15 protein-coding genes are annotated in these 12969 nt (G+C 67.7%); 5 read left to right on the top strand and 10 right to left on the bottom strand.

Features of this window, described 5'->3' with window-relative positions; translation table 11 throughout:
* Nucleotides 1-52 precede the first annotated feature (52 nt).
* Nucleotides 53-1039, top strand: coding sequence for an RDD family protein (locus F5X71_RS05400; protein WP_167460932.1), 987 nt, complete (start codon nucleotides 53-55; stop codon nucleotides 1037-1039).
* Between the two features lie 6 nt (nucleotides 1040-1045).
* Here the strand turns inward: F5X71_RS05400 and yhjD are convergent, their stop codons facing one another.
* Genes yhjD through F5X71_RS05385 form a run of 3 tightly spaced genes read right to left on the bottom strand, consistent with a single transcriptional unit; the run spans nucleotide 1046 to nucleotide 4144 of the window.
* Nucleotides 1046-2068, bottom strand: a complete 1023-nt coding sequence (gene yhjD / locus F5X71_RS05395; protein ID WP_167460931.1) for an inner membrane protein YhjD — start codon at nucleotides 2066-2068, stop codon at nucleotides 1046-1048.
* A 39-nt stretch (nucleotides 2069-2107) separates the two neighbouring features.
* On the bottom strand, nucleotides 2108-3139 hold the full coding sequence (gene trpS / locus F5X71_RS05390) for a tryptophan--tRNA ligase (protein WP_167460930.1): 1032 nt from the start codon (nucleotides 3137-3139) through the stop codon (nucleotides 2108-2110).
* 48 nt (nucleotides 3140-3187) lie between these two features.
* A complete protein-coding gene (locus F5X71_RS05385) occupies nucleotides 3188-4144 on the bottom strand; it encodes an oxygenase MpaB family protein (protein ID WP_167460929.1) in 957 nt (318 codons plus the stop codon).
* A 98-nt stretch (nucleotides 4145-4242) separates the two neighbouring features.
* Here F5X71_RS05385 and F5X71_RS05380 point away from each other — a divergent pair, with 98 nt between their 5' ends.
* Nucleotides 4243-4872 carry a TetR/AcrR family transcriptional regulator gene (locus tag F5X71_RS05380; RefSeq protein WP_238815728.1) on the top strand — a complete coding sequence of 210 codons (630 nt, stop codon included), beginning with the start codon at nucleotides 4243-4245 and terminating at the stop codon, nucleotides 4870-4872.
* 8 nt (nucleotides 4873-4880) lie between these two features.
* Here the strand turns inward: F5X71_RS05380 and F5X71_RS05375 are convergent, their stop codons facing one another.
* From F5X71_RS05375 to F5X71_RS05365, 3 genes are read right to left on the bottom strand one after another with little or no spacing between them, the layout of a single operon-like run.
* Nucleotides 4881-5378, bottom strand: a complete 498-nt coding sequence (locus tag F5X71_RS05375; protein ID WP_167460927.1) for a barstar family protein — start codon at nucleotides 5376-5378, stop codon at nucleotides 4881-4883.
* Nucleotides 5378-5875, bottom strand: a complete 498-nt coding sequence (locus tag F5X71_RS05370) for a ribonuclease domain-containing protein (protein WP_167460926.1) — start codon at nucleotides 5873-5875, stop codon at nucleotides 5378-5380. The genes F5X71_RS05375 and F5X71_RS05370 overlap by 1 nt, the downstream gene beginning before the upstream one ends.
* Complete coding sequence (locus tag F5X71_RS05365) at nucleotides 5872-6630, bottom strand: exodeoxyribonuclease III (RefSeq protein ID WP_428981452.1); 759 nt, start codon at nucleotides 6628-6630, stop codon at nucleotides 5872-5874. Before F5X71_RS05365 ends, F5X71_RS05370 begins: the two co-directional genes overlap by 4 nt.
* An 83-nt stretch (nucleotides 6631-6713) precedes the next feature.
* Here F5X71_RS05365 and F5X71_RS05360 point away from each other — a divergent pair, with 83 nt between their 5' ends.
* The 3 genes from F5X71_RS05360 to F5X71_RS05350 all read left to right on the top strand — a co-directional run bounded on the left by F5X71_RS05360 (nucleotide 6714) and on the right by F5X71_RS05350 (nucleotide 9353).
* Nucleotides 6714-7625 carry an alpha/beta fold hydrolase gene (locus F5X71_RS05360; protein ID WP_167460924.1) on the top strand — a complete coding sequence of 304 codons (912 nt, stop codon included), beginning with the start codon at nucleotides 6714-6716 and terminating at the stop codon, nucleotides 7623-7625.
* 86 nt (nucleotides 7626-7711) lie between these two features.
* Nucleotides 7712-8671, top strand: a complete 960-nt coding sequence (locus F5X71_RS05355; RefSeq protein ID WP_167460923.1) for a hypothetical protein — start codon at nucleotides 7712-7714, stop codon at nucleotides 8669-8671.
* Nucleotides 8672-8771: 100 nt separating this feature from the next.
* Entirely contained in the window at nucleotides 8772-9353 is a 582-nt protein-coding gene (locus F5X71_RS05350) for a hypothetical protein (RefSeq protein ID WP_167460922.1), read from the top strand.
* 16 nt (nucleotides 9354-9369) lie between these two features.
* On the opposite strand, the gene F5X71_RS05345 is transcribed toward F5X71_RS05350, so the two are convergent.
* Genes F5X71_RS05345 through F5X71_RS05330 form a run of 4 tightly spaced genes read right to left on the bottom strand, consistent with a single transcriptional unit; the run spans nucleotide 9370 to nucleotide 12906 of the window.
* Nucleotides 9370-10629, bottom strand: coding sequence for an acyl-CoA dehydrogenase family protein (locus tag F5X71_RS05345; protein WP_167460921.1), 1260 nt, complete (start codon nucleotides 10627-10629; stop codon nucleotides 9370-9372).
* A gap of 27 nt (nucleotides 10630-10656) precedes the next feature.
* A complete protein-coding gene (locus tag F5X71_RS05340; protein WP_167460920.1) occupies nucleotides 10657-11535 on the bottom strand; it encodes an SDR family oxidoreductase in 879 nt (292 codons plus the stop codon).
* Nucleotides 11536-11593: 58 nt separating this feature from the next.
* A complete protein-coding gene (locus F5X71_RS05335) occupies nucleotides 11594-12472 on the bottom strand; it encodes a MaoC/PaaZ C-terminal domain-containing protein (protein WP_167460919.1) in 879 nt (292 codons plus the stop codon).
* Entirely contained in the window at nucleotides 12469-12906 is a 438-nt protein-coding gene (locus tag F5X71_RS05330; RefSeq protein ID WP_167460918.1) for a type II toxin-antitoxin system Rv0910 family toxin, read from the bottom strand. Before F5X71_RS05330 ends, F5X71_RS05335 begins: the two co-directional genes overlap by 4 nt.
* Nucleotides 12907-12969: the final 63 nt, after the last annotated feature.

Here is a 12969-nt window from a genome sequence, read left to right as displayed (position 1 = left end):
CGCCGCGTGGGTTCGATGGCCGGTGGTGGTGGCGGTCCTTGCTTGTGCGCCGGTGGCTTACGGGCTGATGGCGGTGCGGGCGCGGGTGGTGCCCGAGCTCGAGAACGTGGTGGTGGCGGGTGCGGAGGTGGCGGGCGTCGTGTTCGTCATCGGGGTGCTCGTCTGCGGCGTGTTCGGCTGGCTCGGGCATCGGAAACGAAAGGTGTTGCGCCGCTACTCATGGCAGGCGTGGCCGGTCCGCTACCTGTGCAACGGCGGTGACGAGTGGATCGAATTGATCGGGGCGAGCGGTGAACCCGTGTCGACACTCCAGCTCAGCACCTGGCCGACCGAGCGAGGCAAGCTGGTGAACCTCCAGACACGGGAACTCTGGTTCGCCGGCGACCCGAGAAAGTACGGGGTGGTATCCAGACCGGGTGGCGCGGACCTGCGCTATGCGTTCCGTTCGACGCCGCGCCTGCCCGCTGAACACGCCCACCGACCCGACGAGGCGCACGCTATGCAGACGTCCACGGACAGCGAGCGTCGGTCGCACCGGGCCGACCTACAGGCGACAGCCGCGCCTGCCGCCCCGAAGCGACACGGTGGCAAAGACGATGCCCAGTATCCGTCCCCACGGCTGCTCCGACGCTGCCTCGCCTTTCTCGTCGACTGGATCGTCCACGTGGGCTGCGGCATCGGCGCCGCGATCGCGGTCAGTCCCGCGTTCGCGGCGGACGCGATCGCCCGGCAGAACTGGCAGCACACGGGCGTGAATCCGGTTGTCGTATTCGGGTTCTTCTTGGTGGCATCCGCGATCGATCGGATCGCCATCCAGGCGGTCTTTCACACGACAATCGGCAAGGCGCTGTTCGGTCTGGTGGTGATCCGCCCGCAGGACGGGGCCTATCCGAGCTTCAAGCAGTTGCTCGCGGTGTGGCTGTTCGACGTGTACCTGCCGATCGCGGTGCTCGGCGACGGCATCGGCCCCGACCGTCCGCAGGACTATTTCCTGCCCGCCGTCCGCCGCCGGGACCGAAGGTTCAGCAGCGCAGTGTGATTGGGGTCAGGGGCGGCGGCGGAGGGTGGTCAGGGCCAGGGCGGCCAGGGCGCCTGCGCCGAAGAAGGTGGCGCCTGCGCCTAGGGAGAGTTCGGGGGTAGTGGCGCGGGGGGCGATGACGGCGGCGGGTGGGGGTGCGATGTCGGCTTCGCGGTCGTTGTCGGAGGCGGTGGCGGCCCACGCCGTGGCGAACAGGACGATGCGGTAGGTGACGTAGCTGAAGACCATCAGGCCGATGATGGAGCCGAACGCCGCGCCGGCCGGGCTGGAGAGCACGGTCTGCAGGTAGATCGAGGCGACGAACTTGAAGACCTCGAAGACCAGGGCGGCCAGCGCCGCGGCCTTCGCGGCGCTGCGCAACGTGACCGGCTCACGTGGCAGCCGCGCGATGATCCAGGCGAAGACCGCCCAGGAGGCGAGAAAGCCGAGGAAGGTCGAGGCCAGCGCCAGCAGCAGCCGCGCGCCGGGCAGATGCGACAGCCCGAGGCCGATCAGCAGCCGAGCCCCGAGGGTGCTGGACGCGACCGCGGAAAGGCCAAGGGAGACAACGAAAGCCAGGCCGAGTCCGAGCAGCGCACCGAGATCTGACAGCTTCGCCAGGAACCAGTTCTGCTCCTGCGTCTTCTGCTCCCACTGCTCGGTGAGCGCCGCCCGCAGGTTCGCCATCCAGCCGAGCCCGGTGTAGAGCCCGGCCAGCAGACCGATGACGCCGACCGTGCCGCGCGAGTCGACGGCCTTCTCGACCAGCTCGTTCAGCTGGGTGCCGAGCTCGCCGGGAATATTGTCGACGATCTTGGCCTGCAACTCGCCGAGCAGATCGGGATTGCTCGTCAGCACGAACCCGGCGATCGCGAACGCGACCATCAGCAACGGAAACAGCGACAGCACGGTGAAATACGTGATTCCGGCGGCATAGTAATCACCGCGCTGCCGTTGGTACCGTCCGCCCGCTCGCACCAAATGGTCGAGCCATGGCCGCTTTTGGATCCGTCGTTCGATCCCGGCCTTGATGTTGTCGATCACCTGCACCAGTTCGCCCCTTCAGGAGTGATCTCGCAGGTGCCGCCGCTAACGGGTCAGCAGACCCACTCGGTCGTATACCTGTGCGAGGGTGTTGCCGGCGATCTCTCGCGCACGCTCGGCACCGGCGGCGAGGATGCGGTCGAGTTCGCCCTGATCCGACAAATACTCTTGCACCTTCGCCTGCAATGGCGTGACAAATTCGACCAGCGCGTCGGCCACATCCGCTTTCAGGTCGCCGTAGCCCTTGCCCGCGTAGTCCTTTTCGAGCGTGACGATCGGCGTGCCGGTCAGCGAGCCGAGGATCACCAGCAGGTTGCTGACGCCCGGCTTGTGCTCGACGTCGTAGCGGATCTCGCGCTCGGTGTCGGTGACCGCGGAGCGCACCTTCTTGGCGGTGACCTTCGGGTCGTCGAGCAGGTTGATCAGCCCGGCGTCGGAGGACGCGGACTTGCTCATCTTCGCCGTCGGATCCTGCAGGTCGTAGATCTTGGCCGTGCCCTTCACGATGTGCGCCTCGGGCACCACGAAGGTCTTCTTGAAGCGGGTGTTGAAGCGCTGCGCCAGATTTCGGGTCAGTTCGAGGTGCTGACGCTGGTCCTCGCCAACCGGCACCTGATGCGGCCGGTAGAGCAGGATGTCCGAGGCCATCAGCACCGGATAGGTGAACAGCCCGACGGAGGCGTTCTCCGAGCCCTGCTTGGCGGACTTGTCCTTGAACTGGGTCATCCGGCTCGCCTCGCCGAATCCGGTGATGCAGCTGAGCACCCAGGCCAGCTCGGCGTGCTCGGGCACCTGGCTCTGCACGAACAGGGTGGACTTCTTCGGGTCGATGCCGATGGCGAGCAGCTGTGCCGCGGCTCCCCTGGTCTGGGCCCGCAGCGCCTTCGGATCCTGCGGCACGGTGATCGCGTGCAGGTTCGGGATGAAGTACAGCGTGTCGTAGTCGTCCTGCATGGTCACCCAGTACTGCAGTGCCCCAAGGTAGTTGCCGAGGTGAAACGAGGAACTGGTGGGCTGGATCCCGGAAAGGACCCGCTGCTTGCGTTCAGCGGCCGGGGTTTCTGCAGGAACGGACATGCACCGATCTTTTCATGCCGCGCCCACCCGTCGCCCGACCGCCACCCCTCACTGAGTCGCTGCGCGCCGCTGACCGATGGAATTTCGCTCCACCCAGTTCCGCGGATCGACGCCGGGCATGCTCGGCCGTCCTGTGCGGGCGAGTCGGCGCTCCCGCTGCGACACCAGTTTGTAGACCGGCGCGCTCGGCCCGGCCATGGTGCGGCGCACCACGGGCGGTGCCAGCGGCAGGGTGCGGTGCGCGGTCCGCACGGCCTGCGCGAGCGCCCGGTAGGCGCCCTGTTCGGCGATCCCCCAGCGCATGCCGTACATCTCCCGGATCCGCGGCGGCAGGCTGCCCTGCACGAGCAGGAAAAAGGCGGAGGTGACCTGCTGTAAGGGCACCCGCTGCGGGTACGGCACGCGCTGCCCGGCCAGGTACGAGCCGACCAGGCGCGCCTCGTCGGTGAGGAACAGTTCGTCCGAGGCGAGGTAGGCGTCGAAGGACGCGCGGAACTGCCGGTAGGTGGCGGGCGCCGCCGTGGCGGGCATGCCGAAGAGCTCGGCCCAGCGGACGTAGTCCTGGTAGAGACCCTCGCGCTCGCCATCGGTCAGGGGCCGGACCAGCAGGTCGTACATCACCTCGGCGGAGTCGAGGGTGAACGCCATGGTCATGTACATCAGGTGCGGATCGTTCGCCGAGTATCCGGTGCCCGCGGGGTGGTGCGCCCCGGCGTCCTCTGGGAGCGCGCCACGCACCGTGGCGTGCTTCTTCCTGGTGAACTCCAGTGCCCGGTCCGCCTCGGCTTTGGTGCCGAGGAACACCGACTCGAACAGATGGCCGGTGAGCGCGAGCCTGGTGTAGGGGGTCGTCCGATGCTCGGTGTTCTCGGCGGTGCCCACGTAGAGCAGTGGATGCACCGCGCCGACGACGAGGGCGCGCTGCCCGTAGGTCAGGCCGACCGCGCGCTTGCGCATCACCCGCCTGGCCATCGAGCGCTCACTGAAGTAGCCGGGTTCGGACATCACTGCCTCCTCGTCGAGACCATCTGGCAATAGCATCCGCCAGATTTCCAATTCTGGCAATAGTCTCTGCCAGAATGGGACGTGCCAGAATCGAGGTTGTGACTCGTAGCTATGGCGGTGTCTCCGCGGGAGAGCGCAAGGCACACCGGCGCACGGCGTTGCTCGATGCCGCGCTGGAGATCATCGGCACCCAGGGGCTGCCCAAACTGACCGTCTCGGGGCTCTGCGCCCAGGCAGGCCTCAACGAGCGGTACTACTACGAGAGTTTCGACAGCCGCGACGCCGTGCTGACCGCGCTGATCGACAGCATCGCCGAGGAACTCGCGGTCGTGATCGTCGCGGCGGTGAGCACCGCGCCGAAGGACTCCCGCGGCACCGCCCACGCCGCGATCGCCGCGGGCATCCACCTGCTCACCGATGATCCGCGTAAGGCCAAGGTCGCGCTGGTCGCGGGCATGGCGACACCGGAGCTGCGAGCACGCACCACCGAGACCGTGCGGCTGTTCGCCAGGATGGTCGCGGCGGAGGGCATCGACTTCTACGGCATCGACGATCCGACCGCGGACCCGGCGATCGCGTTCCGAGCGAACTACCTGGTCGGCGGGCTGGTGCAGACGCTGACGGCCTGGCTACAGGGTGAGCTGCCGATCAGCCGGGACGAACTCATCGAGCACACCACCGACGTGTTCGTCCTGCTCGGCGAGGACCTGGCACACCGCCTGGGCTGACCTCGGCGTCAGAGCCGCACTGAAACGTCCTGCAGGCCGGTCGATTCGCCCTGGAGCACGACCCGGAACAGGATGCCCTTGTCCGACCAGTATTCGGCGGCGTCGCGGATCGCCGACTTGAACCAGTCGCGCTCGTCCGACTCGTCGGCAAGCAGGTGCGCCGAGTCCCGGATCACGACAACGTATCCGGTGGCGTCGCCGACGAAATCGTCGAGATCACGCAGGCATTCGTCGAACGCGTCCTTGTTCTCGCCGAAGTAGTACGGGAACTGGAGCGCGGCGGCGATCTCGTCGAAAACCCGTGCGACCGAGCGCATCTTCGCCCCGCGCAGCTCGCGCACCGCGAAACCGGACGGCGCGCGATAGCGCACGCTGCTCAGCTCGGCGGCATCGACGGCCGCGGCGCCAAGCGCCACCCGCGGCGGCAGCGGGGCGATCGACTCGGCATCGGCGTCGGCGGGGACGGGACGGGCAAGGAACTGCGACAACGTGACTGACTCGGTCATCAACGCATCCTCGTGAAGGTCTTGTAGTGATCGCCGGTGTACCAGGCCGCGCCGTCACTTCCGGTGACGATGCGTTCGGCGTCCCGATTCCGGTTGCGCTGCTTGGGATTGACGTCCCACTCCTGATAGGTGATCGGCTTGCCGGCGGCATCTTTGGCAGGCAGGTCGCCGCCCCGGTTCATCCAGCGATCCCCGCCCTTGGTGCCCGGCGCGTCCGCGGAATCCGGCCAGCGGCCCGCGTCGATCTCCCGCAGGGTGGCATAGGCGCGATCGGGCACGCCCGGCGCACGGCTCGCCAACGGCGTGGCCGTAGGCGGCCGCTGCGCGTTCCCGGCGGGCACGCTGGTGCTCGCCGTGGCGCGCGCGGTCGTGGTCGCCGCGGCGGTGCCGGTGTCCTCGCCTCCGCCGCGCAGCGCCAGCACCGCGGCAACGAGCAGCACCAGCGCCACCGCACCGAGCGCGGCGGCGGCGCGGATCGCCTTCGGCGACAGGTTCATCGGTACTGCACCGTGACCGGGGCGTGGTCGGACCAGCGCTGGTCGTACGCGGCGGCCCGTTCCACCACGGCCTGCTTGGCCCTGGTCGCCAGCTCACCGCGCGCCAGCTGGTAATCGATGCGCCAGCCCGTGTCGTTGTCGAAGGCGCGACCCCGATAGGACCACCAGCTGTACGGCCCCTCCTTGCCGGGATGCAGGCCGCGCACCACATCGACGTAGCCGGCGGCGAGCAACTGATCGATCCAGGCGCGCTCGTCGGGCAGGAAGCCGGCCGACTTCAGGTTGCCCTTCCAGTTCTTCAGATCCAGTTCGGTGTGCGCGATGTTCCAGTCGCCGCTCACCACGAAATCACCGGTGCGGGTGGTGAGATACCCGCCGAGCTCGGCCATGAAGCGATACTTCTCGTCCTGGCGCGGCGTGCCCGCCTCACCGGAGTGCACGTACACGCTGGCCACGGTGACATCGCCGAAGTCGGCCTCCAGGTAGCGTCCCGAGGCGTCGAACTCGCTGCTGCCGAAGCCGATTCGCACAGCGTGCGGCTCACGCCTGGACAGGATCGCGACCCCGGCGCGGCCCTTGGATTCGGGCTCGGCATTGGCCAGCCACCAGCCGTCGGCCAACGCGGGCGCCAGCGCCGCCCTGGTCTGCTCGTCGGTCGCCCGGACCTCCTGGACGCAGACGATGTCGGCCTCGGTGGCGGCGAGCCAGGCCAGCATGCCTTTGCCCGTCGCAGCGCGGACGCCGTTTACGTTCACACTCGAAATGATGTAGGCCACCGCACGACCGTACAATGCTGGTCAGATGAATTCCTTCGGACACCGCCGTCCAGGAAAGGGTGATGACGATGCCGTCTGACACCGCCAAGTCCCCCGCCGCCGCGAAGCGGGCCGCACGCCCAGCTGCCGCCGCCGCGAAGAACCCCGCAATGCCCAAGCCCGTCAAGGCTTTACACATGGGCTCCGGCGACCCGCTACTCCTGCTGCACGGCTTCATGATGTCGCCGCACTGCTGGGAACAGACGGCGACGCGGCTGTCGAGCCAGTGCGAGGTCTACGCGCCCGCCTTCGCGGGGCACTGGGGCGGGGAGGACGCGGACGGCTGGTCGATCGACGTGCACACCCTCGCCGACCGGATCGAGGACCAGCTCGACGACCTCGGCTGGCGCACCTGTCACATCGCGGGCAACTCGCTCGGCGGCTGGGTCGGCGTCGAACTCGCCCGACGCGGACGGGCCCGCACGCTCACCCTGGTGGCGCCCGCGGGCGGTTGGCACGCGCCATCGATCACCCAGTTCCGGATCGGCCTGAAGTTCCTGTCGCTGGTCCCGGTCGTCGAAATCGGCAAGCGGCTGGGCGGTTTCGCGATCAACAACCCGATCACGCAGCGGCTGGCCCTGCTCCCGTTGAGCAAGAACGCCGCGGCGGTGTCGCGGGCCGACACCGCGGCGTGCATCATGGCGGCGCTGCACTGCCCGACGATGATCCCGTTCATCGTCACCAGTCTGCGCGGACCAGGACAGGAGGACCTGTCCACCCTCACAACGCCGGTCCGGCTGCTGCTCGCCGAATACGACCGGGTGATCCCGAATCGGGTCTACGCCCGCCGCTATCTGAAGGAACTTCCCGAGTCCGCCGATCGCATCGTCGTGCACGGTGTCGGACACGTCCCGATGCTCGAGGCGCCCGACCGGATCGCCACCCTGATCGCCGAGCACGTCTACGCCAGCCGCAACCGGCTCCGCGCGGTCTGAACGACCACATATCCACAGGTCGCGAAGTTGTCCCCAGATCGGCGAACGGTCTCGATCGGGCTCTCGGCGGGACCTAACCTCGTGGCATGGGGAGCCAGCAGACAGACCGAGCCGTCCATCAACTTCGCGGCGACATGTACGGACTGTACGAACTGACCGGTGAGGTCAAGGACAGGGCGATCAAGTGCGACCGCACCCTGCGCGACATCCACCTGCGCGTTGGCCGGTTGGGGCGAACCTCCGGCCGCCAGTTCGGTCTCCTGCTCGCCGCCCACCGCGCCCACGAACGACACCTGCACCGCGTGGAATCCCAACTACAGGCCCTCACCGCCGAACTCCCGCCCCGCCCAGGAGAACTCACGAAGTTCGAAACGCTCACCCCGCTGCCCGCGCAACTCACGAAGATCGAGAGCCGACTCAAACCCCTCGCGAAGCTGCGGGGGCACGTGAGTCGGCTCGGGACCCAGCTCGCGCGGGTCGAGAGCCAGCTCGGCGACCTCGCGGCGCTGGTCGGGCAAGCGGGGAAGGCCGAGATACGGCACAACGACCGCACGGCGCTCCCGGAACAACTCGCGCAGCTCGAACGCCGGCTCGACGCACTCATGAAGCTCCCGGAGCACGTGGAAGCCGAACCCGGCACGCGCGCATCGCTGCCCGCGCAGCTCGCGCGGGTCGAATCGCAGCTCGAGGACCTCGCGGTGCTGCCGGGGCACGCGGAGCAGTTCCAGGCCCAACTCGACACGCTCGCACCGCTGCCCGCACAGGTCGCACAGGTCGAAACCGAGCTCGGGGACATCACGGAGTTGGCGAGGCAGGTGGAAGCGAAGGTCGGGGAGCTCGCGGAGTTGGCGGTCCGGGTCGATGAGTCGGCAGGGTTGTCGGCGCGGTTGGACCGGTTCGAAGCGGGGGTAAATCGGTTGCAAGGGCAGGTGATTCAGGTCGAGGGGGTGGTGCGGCAGAACTCGCGCACGCTGGATACCATCGTCGAACTCTTGCGGAGGCGGCAGCCGAAGACGCGAAGGGAGGAATTGGAACCGCCATTCTGAAACCTCGGCGGTGTTCCCGTCGCACGGGTACGTGCCGCGGGACACCGAGCGGGTCTGAAGCGCCGCAGATCCGAGCGGTCGGCGGCTAGCGTTGCGCGCCATGGGAATCGCCGAGCTACAGCATGCCGTCCGCCGACTTCGGGGCGACCTCACGAGCCTGCACGAGTTGGCGCGGGCCTCGACCAGGCAAGCCGACGCGTTGAGTCGCACGCTGCACTGCTTCGAACGACAGCTGCGTCACCTGGAGCAGCACGTGGACCGAGACCTGGCCGCGGTCAGCGCGGCCACACACCGGCGAGGACCAGCAACCATGCACCTGAATGCGGCCGAGGGCTCGATCGGCGTCGAAATCGACCGTATGAAAACAGGTTTGGCCCGCCTGAGCACACGAATCGACCAGATGTCAGCACGAGCAGGCAACGTCGTCTCGCAAGGCAGCGAGGTCCGAGGCAGTGCCGGTGTGTCCCGGCGACGCAGGGCCGTGTTCGAGCCCGAACTCGGGCTGCTTCGTACGCAACTGGGCGGTCTGACCACCCGGACGAGCCAGCTCCGCTACGACCGGCGGCAACTCTCCGCCCGCCTCACGCACTTGGCGGACCGTGTCGCCAGAGCGGACCAGGCTGGTTTCACAGAGCGTTCGTACGCTTCCCCAGCCCCTGTGGGAAGGGTGCCCGCTCTGTGAAACCGGCGACGGGCCGTCAGGCCAGCAGGCCCTTGGCGATGTGGGTCACCTGGATCTCGTTGCTACCCGCGTAGATCATCAGCGACTTCGCGTCGCGCGCAAGCTGTTCCACACGATACTCGGTCATGTATCCGTTACCGCCGAACAGCTGGACCGCCTCCATCGCGACCTCGGTGGCGGCCTCCGACGCGTACAGCTTCATCGCCGACGCCTCGGCGAGCGTCGGCGGCTTACCGGCCCGGCCCCGCTCCAGCGTGTTGAACACCATGTTCTGCACGTTGATCCGCGCGATCTCCATCTTGGCCAGCTTGAGCTGCACCAGCTGGAACCGGCCGATCTCCTGTCCCCAGAGCTTGCGGCTCTTGGCGTATTCCAGGCAGAGCCGATGGCATTCGTTGATGATGCCCAGCGCCATGAACGCGACACCGACCCGTTCGGCGGTGAAGCTGGACCTGGCGCTCTCCCTGCCGTCGCCGCCCTTGTGCTCCTCGGTCTCCCCGAGCAGCCGGTCCGGGCCGAGGCGTACGTTGTCGAAGAACAGCTCACCGGTCGGCGAGGCGTGCAGGCCCATCTTCTTGAACGGCTTGCCCTGTGTGAGGCCCTCCATGCCCTTGTCCAGCACAAACGTCAGTACCTTGCGTTCACGCCGGTCCGCGCCGTCGCCCTCGTCGAGCTTGGCGTAGACGATCATCACGTCAGCGAAGGGGCCGTTGGTGATGAACGTCTTCTGCCCGTTGAGCAGATAGTCCGCACCGTCGCGCTTGACGTAGGTCTTCATACCGCCGAACGCGTCCGACCCGGAGTCGGGCTCCGTGATCGCCCACGCCGCAACCTTTTTCATCGTCACGATGTCGGGCAGCCAGCGCTTCTTCTGCGCCAGCGTGCCCCGCGACATGATCGTGGTCGCGCCGAGACCGATGCTGACGCCGAGCGCGGTGACCACGCCCATGCAGACACCGGACAGTTCACCGATCAGCACCGCCATCAACGATTCCTGCCCGGCGAACGGACTACCGCCCGCGGAGTTCTCCTTCTTCTCCGGCTTCGGCTCGCCCGCCGCGATGGCCGCTTCCCTCGCCTCCTGCTTGGCGAGCAGCTTGGTCACCGCCTCCTCGCCCATGGCGTCGATCCCGAACTCGCTGAACAGCTTCCGGATGATCGGGTATGGCGACAGCTCGCCACTGTCCAAAGCGTCGAGGTTGGGCCGGATCTCCTTGTCGATGAACGTGCGCACGGCGTCACGGATCAGCAGATCGGTCTCGGACCATTCGAACATCGTTGTTCTCCTAACGTTGCGGCGAACTCAGGGCAGCCGAGCGGAGATGTCGTCGATCAGCCAGGGCCCGTCGGTCTCGATCGTCTTCACATCGTGCCAACCGGCCAGCTCGGAAATGGCGCCGCCTTGCACCGCGAACACCTTGCCGGTGATCGGGCATTTGTCCGAGGCCAGGTAGGCCACCAGCGGCGAGATGTTGGCGGGGCTGAACGCGTCGAAGCCGCCCTCCGCCACCTCGTCGGCCTCGGCCGCCATCATCGCGCCCATGCCCGGCGTGGCGAGGGTGAGCCGGGTGCGCGCGATCGGCGCGATGGCGTTGACCCGCACGCCGTAGCGGGCGAGTTCGTCGGCGGCGACGAGGGTCAGCGCGGCGATCCCCGCCTTGGCCGCGCCGTAGTTGCCCTGGCCCGCGTTGGGCACGGTGGTGCCGGAGGCGGAGGCGGTGTTGATCACCGCGGCGTTCGGCTGATTGCCCGCCTTGCTCTGGTCTTTCCAGTAGGCGGCGGCGTGATGCAGCACGGCGGCGTGACCTTTGAGATGCACCGCGATCACCGCGTCCCACTGTGCCTCGTCCATGCCCGCGATGAACGCGTCGCGCAGGATGCCCGCGTTGTTCACCACGATGTCGAGCCCGCCCAGCTCGGCGACGGCCTGATCGACCACACGCTTCGCGCCGTCCCAGGTGGCGATGTTGTCGGTGTTGGCCAGCGCCCTGCCGCCGGCGGCGACGATCTCGTCGGCCACCTCCTGCGCGGGCGTGGTATCGGTGCCCTCGCCCGCGTTGCTGCCGCCGAGGTCGTTGACGAGCACCGCGGCGCCCTCCTTGGCGAACAGCAGCGCGTGCTCGCGGCCGATGCCGCGGCCGGCCCCGGTGATGATGGCTACTCGACCCTCGAGTGCACCCATCGATGTCTCCTCTTCGTGAAGTCTGTGCTGGATCCTGCGACCAGGTAAGGGTTTTCGCTCAGTCCGTGATCTCGGCGAGCCCGTCGCTGAGCACCACGTCGGTGCCGCGCAGAGTCTCGAACGCGTAGGTGGTGACACCGTCGGCGGAACCGACCCGCCAGACACGGGTCTCCAGGTCGTCGCCGGGGAAGACCATCTTGGCGAACCGCACGGCAAATCGCTTCAGCCGGTTGACATCCGAACCACCGACCTCAGTGAGCACCGCCCACGACGCGAACGCCATGGTGCACAGTCCGTGCGCGATGATGCCGGGCAGTCCGGCATCCTTGGCCACCTGCTCGTCCAGGTGCAGCGGCACGGGATCACCGGAAGCCGGCGAGTACCTGAAGGTTTGGTCGTCGTCCACGTGCTGCGGCACGACCGCCACCGGCGGCTGGGCGCGCAGCGCCTCGTCGAACTTGTGCGGCGGCGCCGCGGCGCCGACCGACTTGCCCGCGTCGATATTGCGGAAGAAGGCGGTCAGGTACTGCTCGTTGACCAATTCCCCTTCCTCGGTGCGGCATTCGATGAGGATGGTGATGGTCGTGCCGTTGGGCCTGCTGGTGTACCCGGTCGCCTTGGCCCGCGAGACCAGCTTGTCACCGGGCCGAATCGCCCGATGGAAGTGGAAGTCCTGCTCGCCGTGCACGACCCGGCCGAAGATGTCCATCGGCGCGACATCGATCACCGGCATCATCATCGCCTCGAAAACGGGGACGATGGCGAAGACCGGCGAGGCGAGCTCGCCTGCCAGGTGCGCCTCGATCGGATCGTTGGTCGCCGCGGCGTATTCGCCGATCCGCTCGCCGGTGACCTCGAAACGTTCGTCGTCACACCAGGTTTCCAGGCCCGCGTCGTCGAACTCGACCAGCCGGGCGGCGGCCGTCTCCGCGGTCATGCCGAGGCCAGCGCGTCGAGCTGCTCGAGGGACTTGTCCAGCTGCTTGAGGCCGTCCTTCTCGACCGCCTTGCCGAGCGCGCCCTTGATCAGCGCGCCCTCGAAGTCGCCGGACACCACGATGGTGCTGCCGCCGTCACCCTTGGGCTGGATGTCGAAGGTGAATTCGGTCTTCACACCGGCCATTCCGGTGCCGCCGAGGGTGAGTTTGGACGGCTGTGCGACCGAGACCACGGTCCACTCCAGCTTGTTCGCCATGCCGAGCATCACGATCTTGGCGACCAGCTTGGCGCCCTCGGTCAGCACGGCAGGCGGCTCCTCCATGAAGCGCTCGTGGATGGTGAACCACTTGTCCCAGGTCTGCGGGTCGGAAACGACCGCCCAGAGGGCATCGGGGGTGGCGCTGACGTCCTTGGCGGCTTCGATGTGTCCCATGGGTTGACTCCTCGTCGAGATTCGTTGTGCGAGTTAAGCGATCGGATGTGCGGTGGCGTCGGC

The organism is Nocardia brasiliensis (assembly GCF_011801125.1).
GTDB lineage: Bacteria > Actinomycetota > Actinomycetes > Mycobacteriales > Mycobacteriaceae > Nocardia > Nocardia brasiliensis_C.
Note: the sequence above shows the minus strand (reverse complement) of the source record. Positions and strands in the feature narration are given on the sequence as shown.

What these genes read in the sequence shown, in the direction of transcription:
- F5X71_RS05370 (WP_167460926.1), bottom strand. Translation starts at nt 5,875, where the DNA reads ATGAACCTGTCGCCGAAGGCGATCCGCGCCGCCGCCGCGCTCGGTGCG.
- F5X71_RS05340 (WP_167460920.1), bottom strand. Translation starts at nt 11,535, where the DNA reads ATGGGTGCACTCGAGGGTCGAGTAGCCATCATCACCGGGGCCGGCCGC.
- F5X71_RS05335 (WP_167460919.1), bottom strand. Translation starts at nt 12,472, where the DNA reads ATGACCGCGGAGACGGCCGCCGCCCGGCTGGTCGAGTTCGACGACGCG.
- trpS (WP_167460930.1), bottom strand. Translation starts at nt 3,139, where the DNA reads ATGTCCGTTCCTGCAGAAACCCCGGCCGCTGAACGCAAGCAGCGGGTC.
- F5X71_RS05375 (WP_167460927.1), bottom strand. Translation starts at nt 5,378, where the DNA reads ATGACCGAGTCAGTCACGTTGTCGCAGTTCCTTGCCCGTCCCGTCCCC.
- F5X71_RS05360 (WP_167460924.1), top strand. Translation starts at nt 6,714, where the DNA reads ATGACGATGCCGTCTGACACCGCCAAGTCCCCCGCCGCCGCGAAGCGG.
- F5X71_RS05330 (WP_167460918.1), bottom strand. Translation starts at nt 12,906, where the DNA reads ATGGGACACATCGAAGCCGCCAAGGACGTCAGCGCCACCCCCGATGCC.
- F5X71_RS05350 (WP_167460922.1), top strand. Translation starts at nt 8,772, where the DNA reads ATGGGAATCGCCGAGCTACAGCATGCCGTCCGCCGACTTCGGGGCGAC.
- F5X71_RS05355 (WP_167460923.1), top strand. Translation starts at nt 7,712, where the DNA reads ATGGGGAGCCAGCAGACAGACCGAGCCGTCCATCAACTTCGCGGCGAC.
- F5X71_RS05385 (WP_167460929.1), bottom strand. Translation starts at nt 4,144, where the DNA reads ATGTCCGAACCCGGCTACTTCAGTGAGCGCTCGATGGCCAGGCGGGTG.
- F5X71_RS05345 (WP_167460921.1), bottom strand. Translation starts at nt 10,629, where the DNA reads ATGTTCGAATGGTCCGAGACCGATCTGCTGATCCGTGACGCCGTGCGC.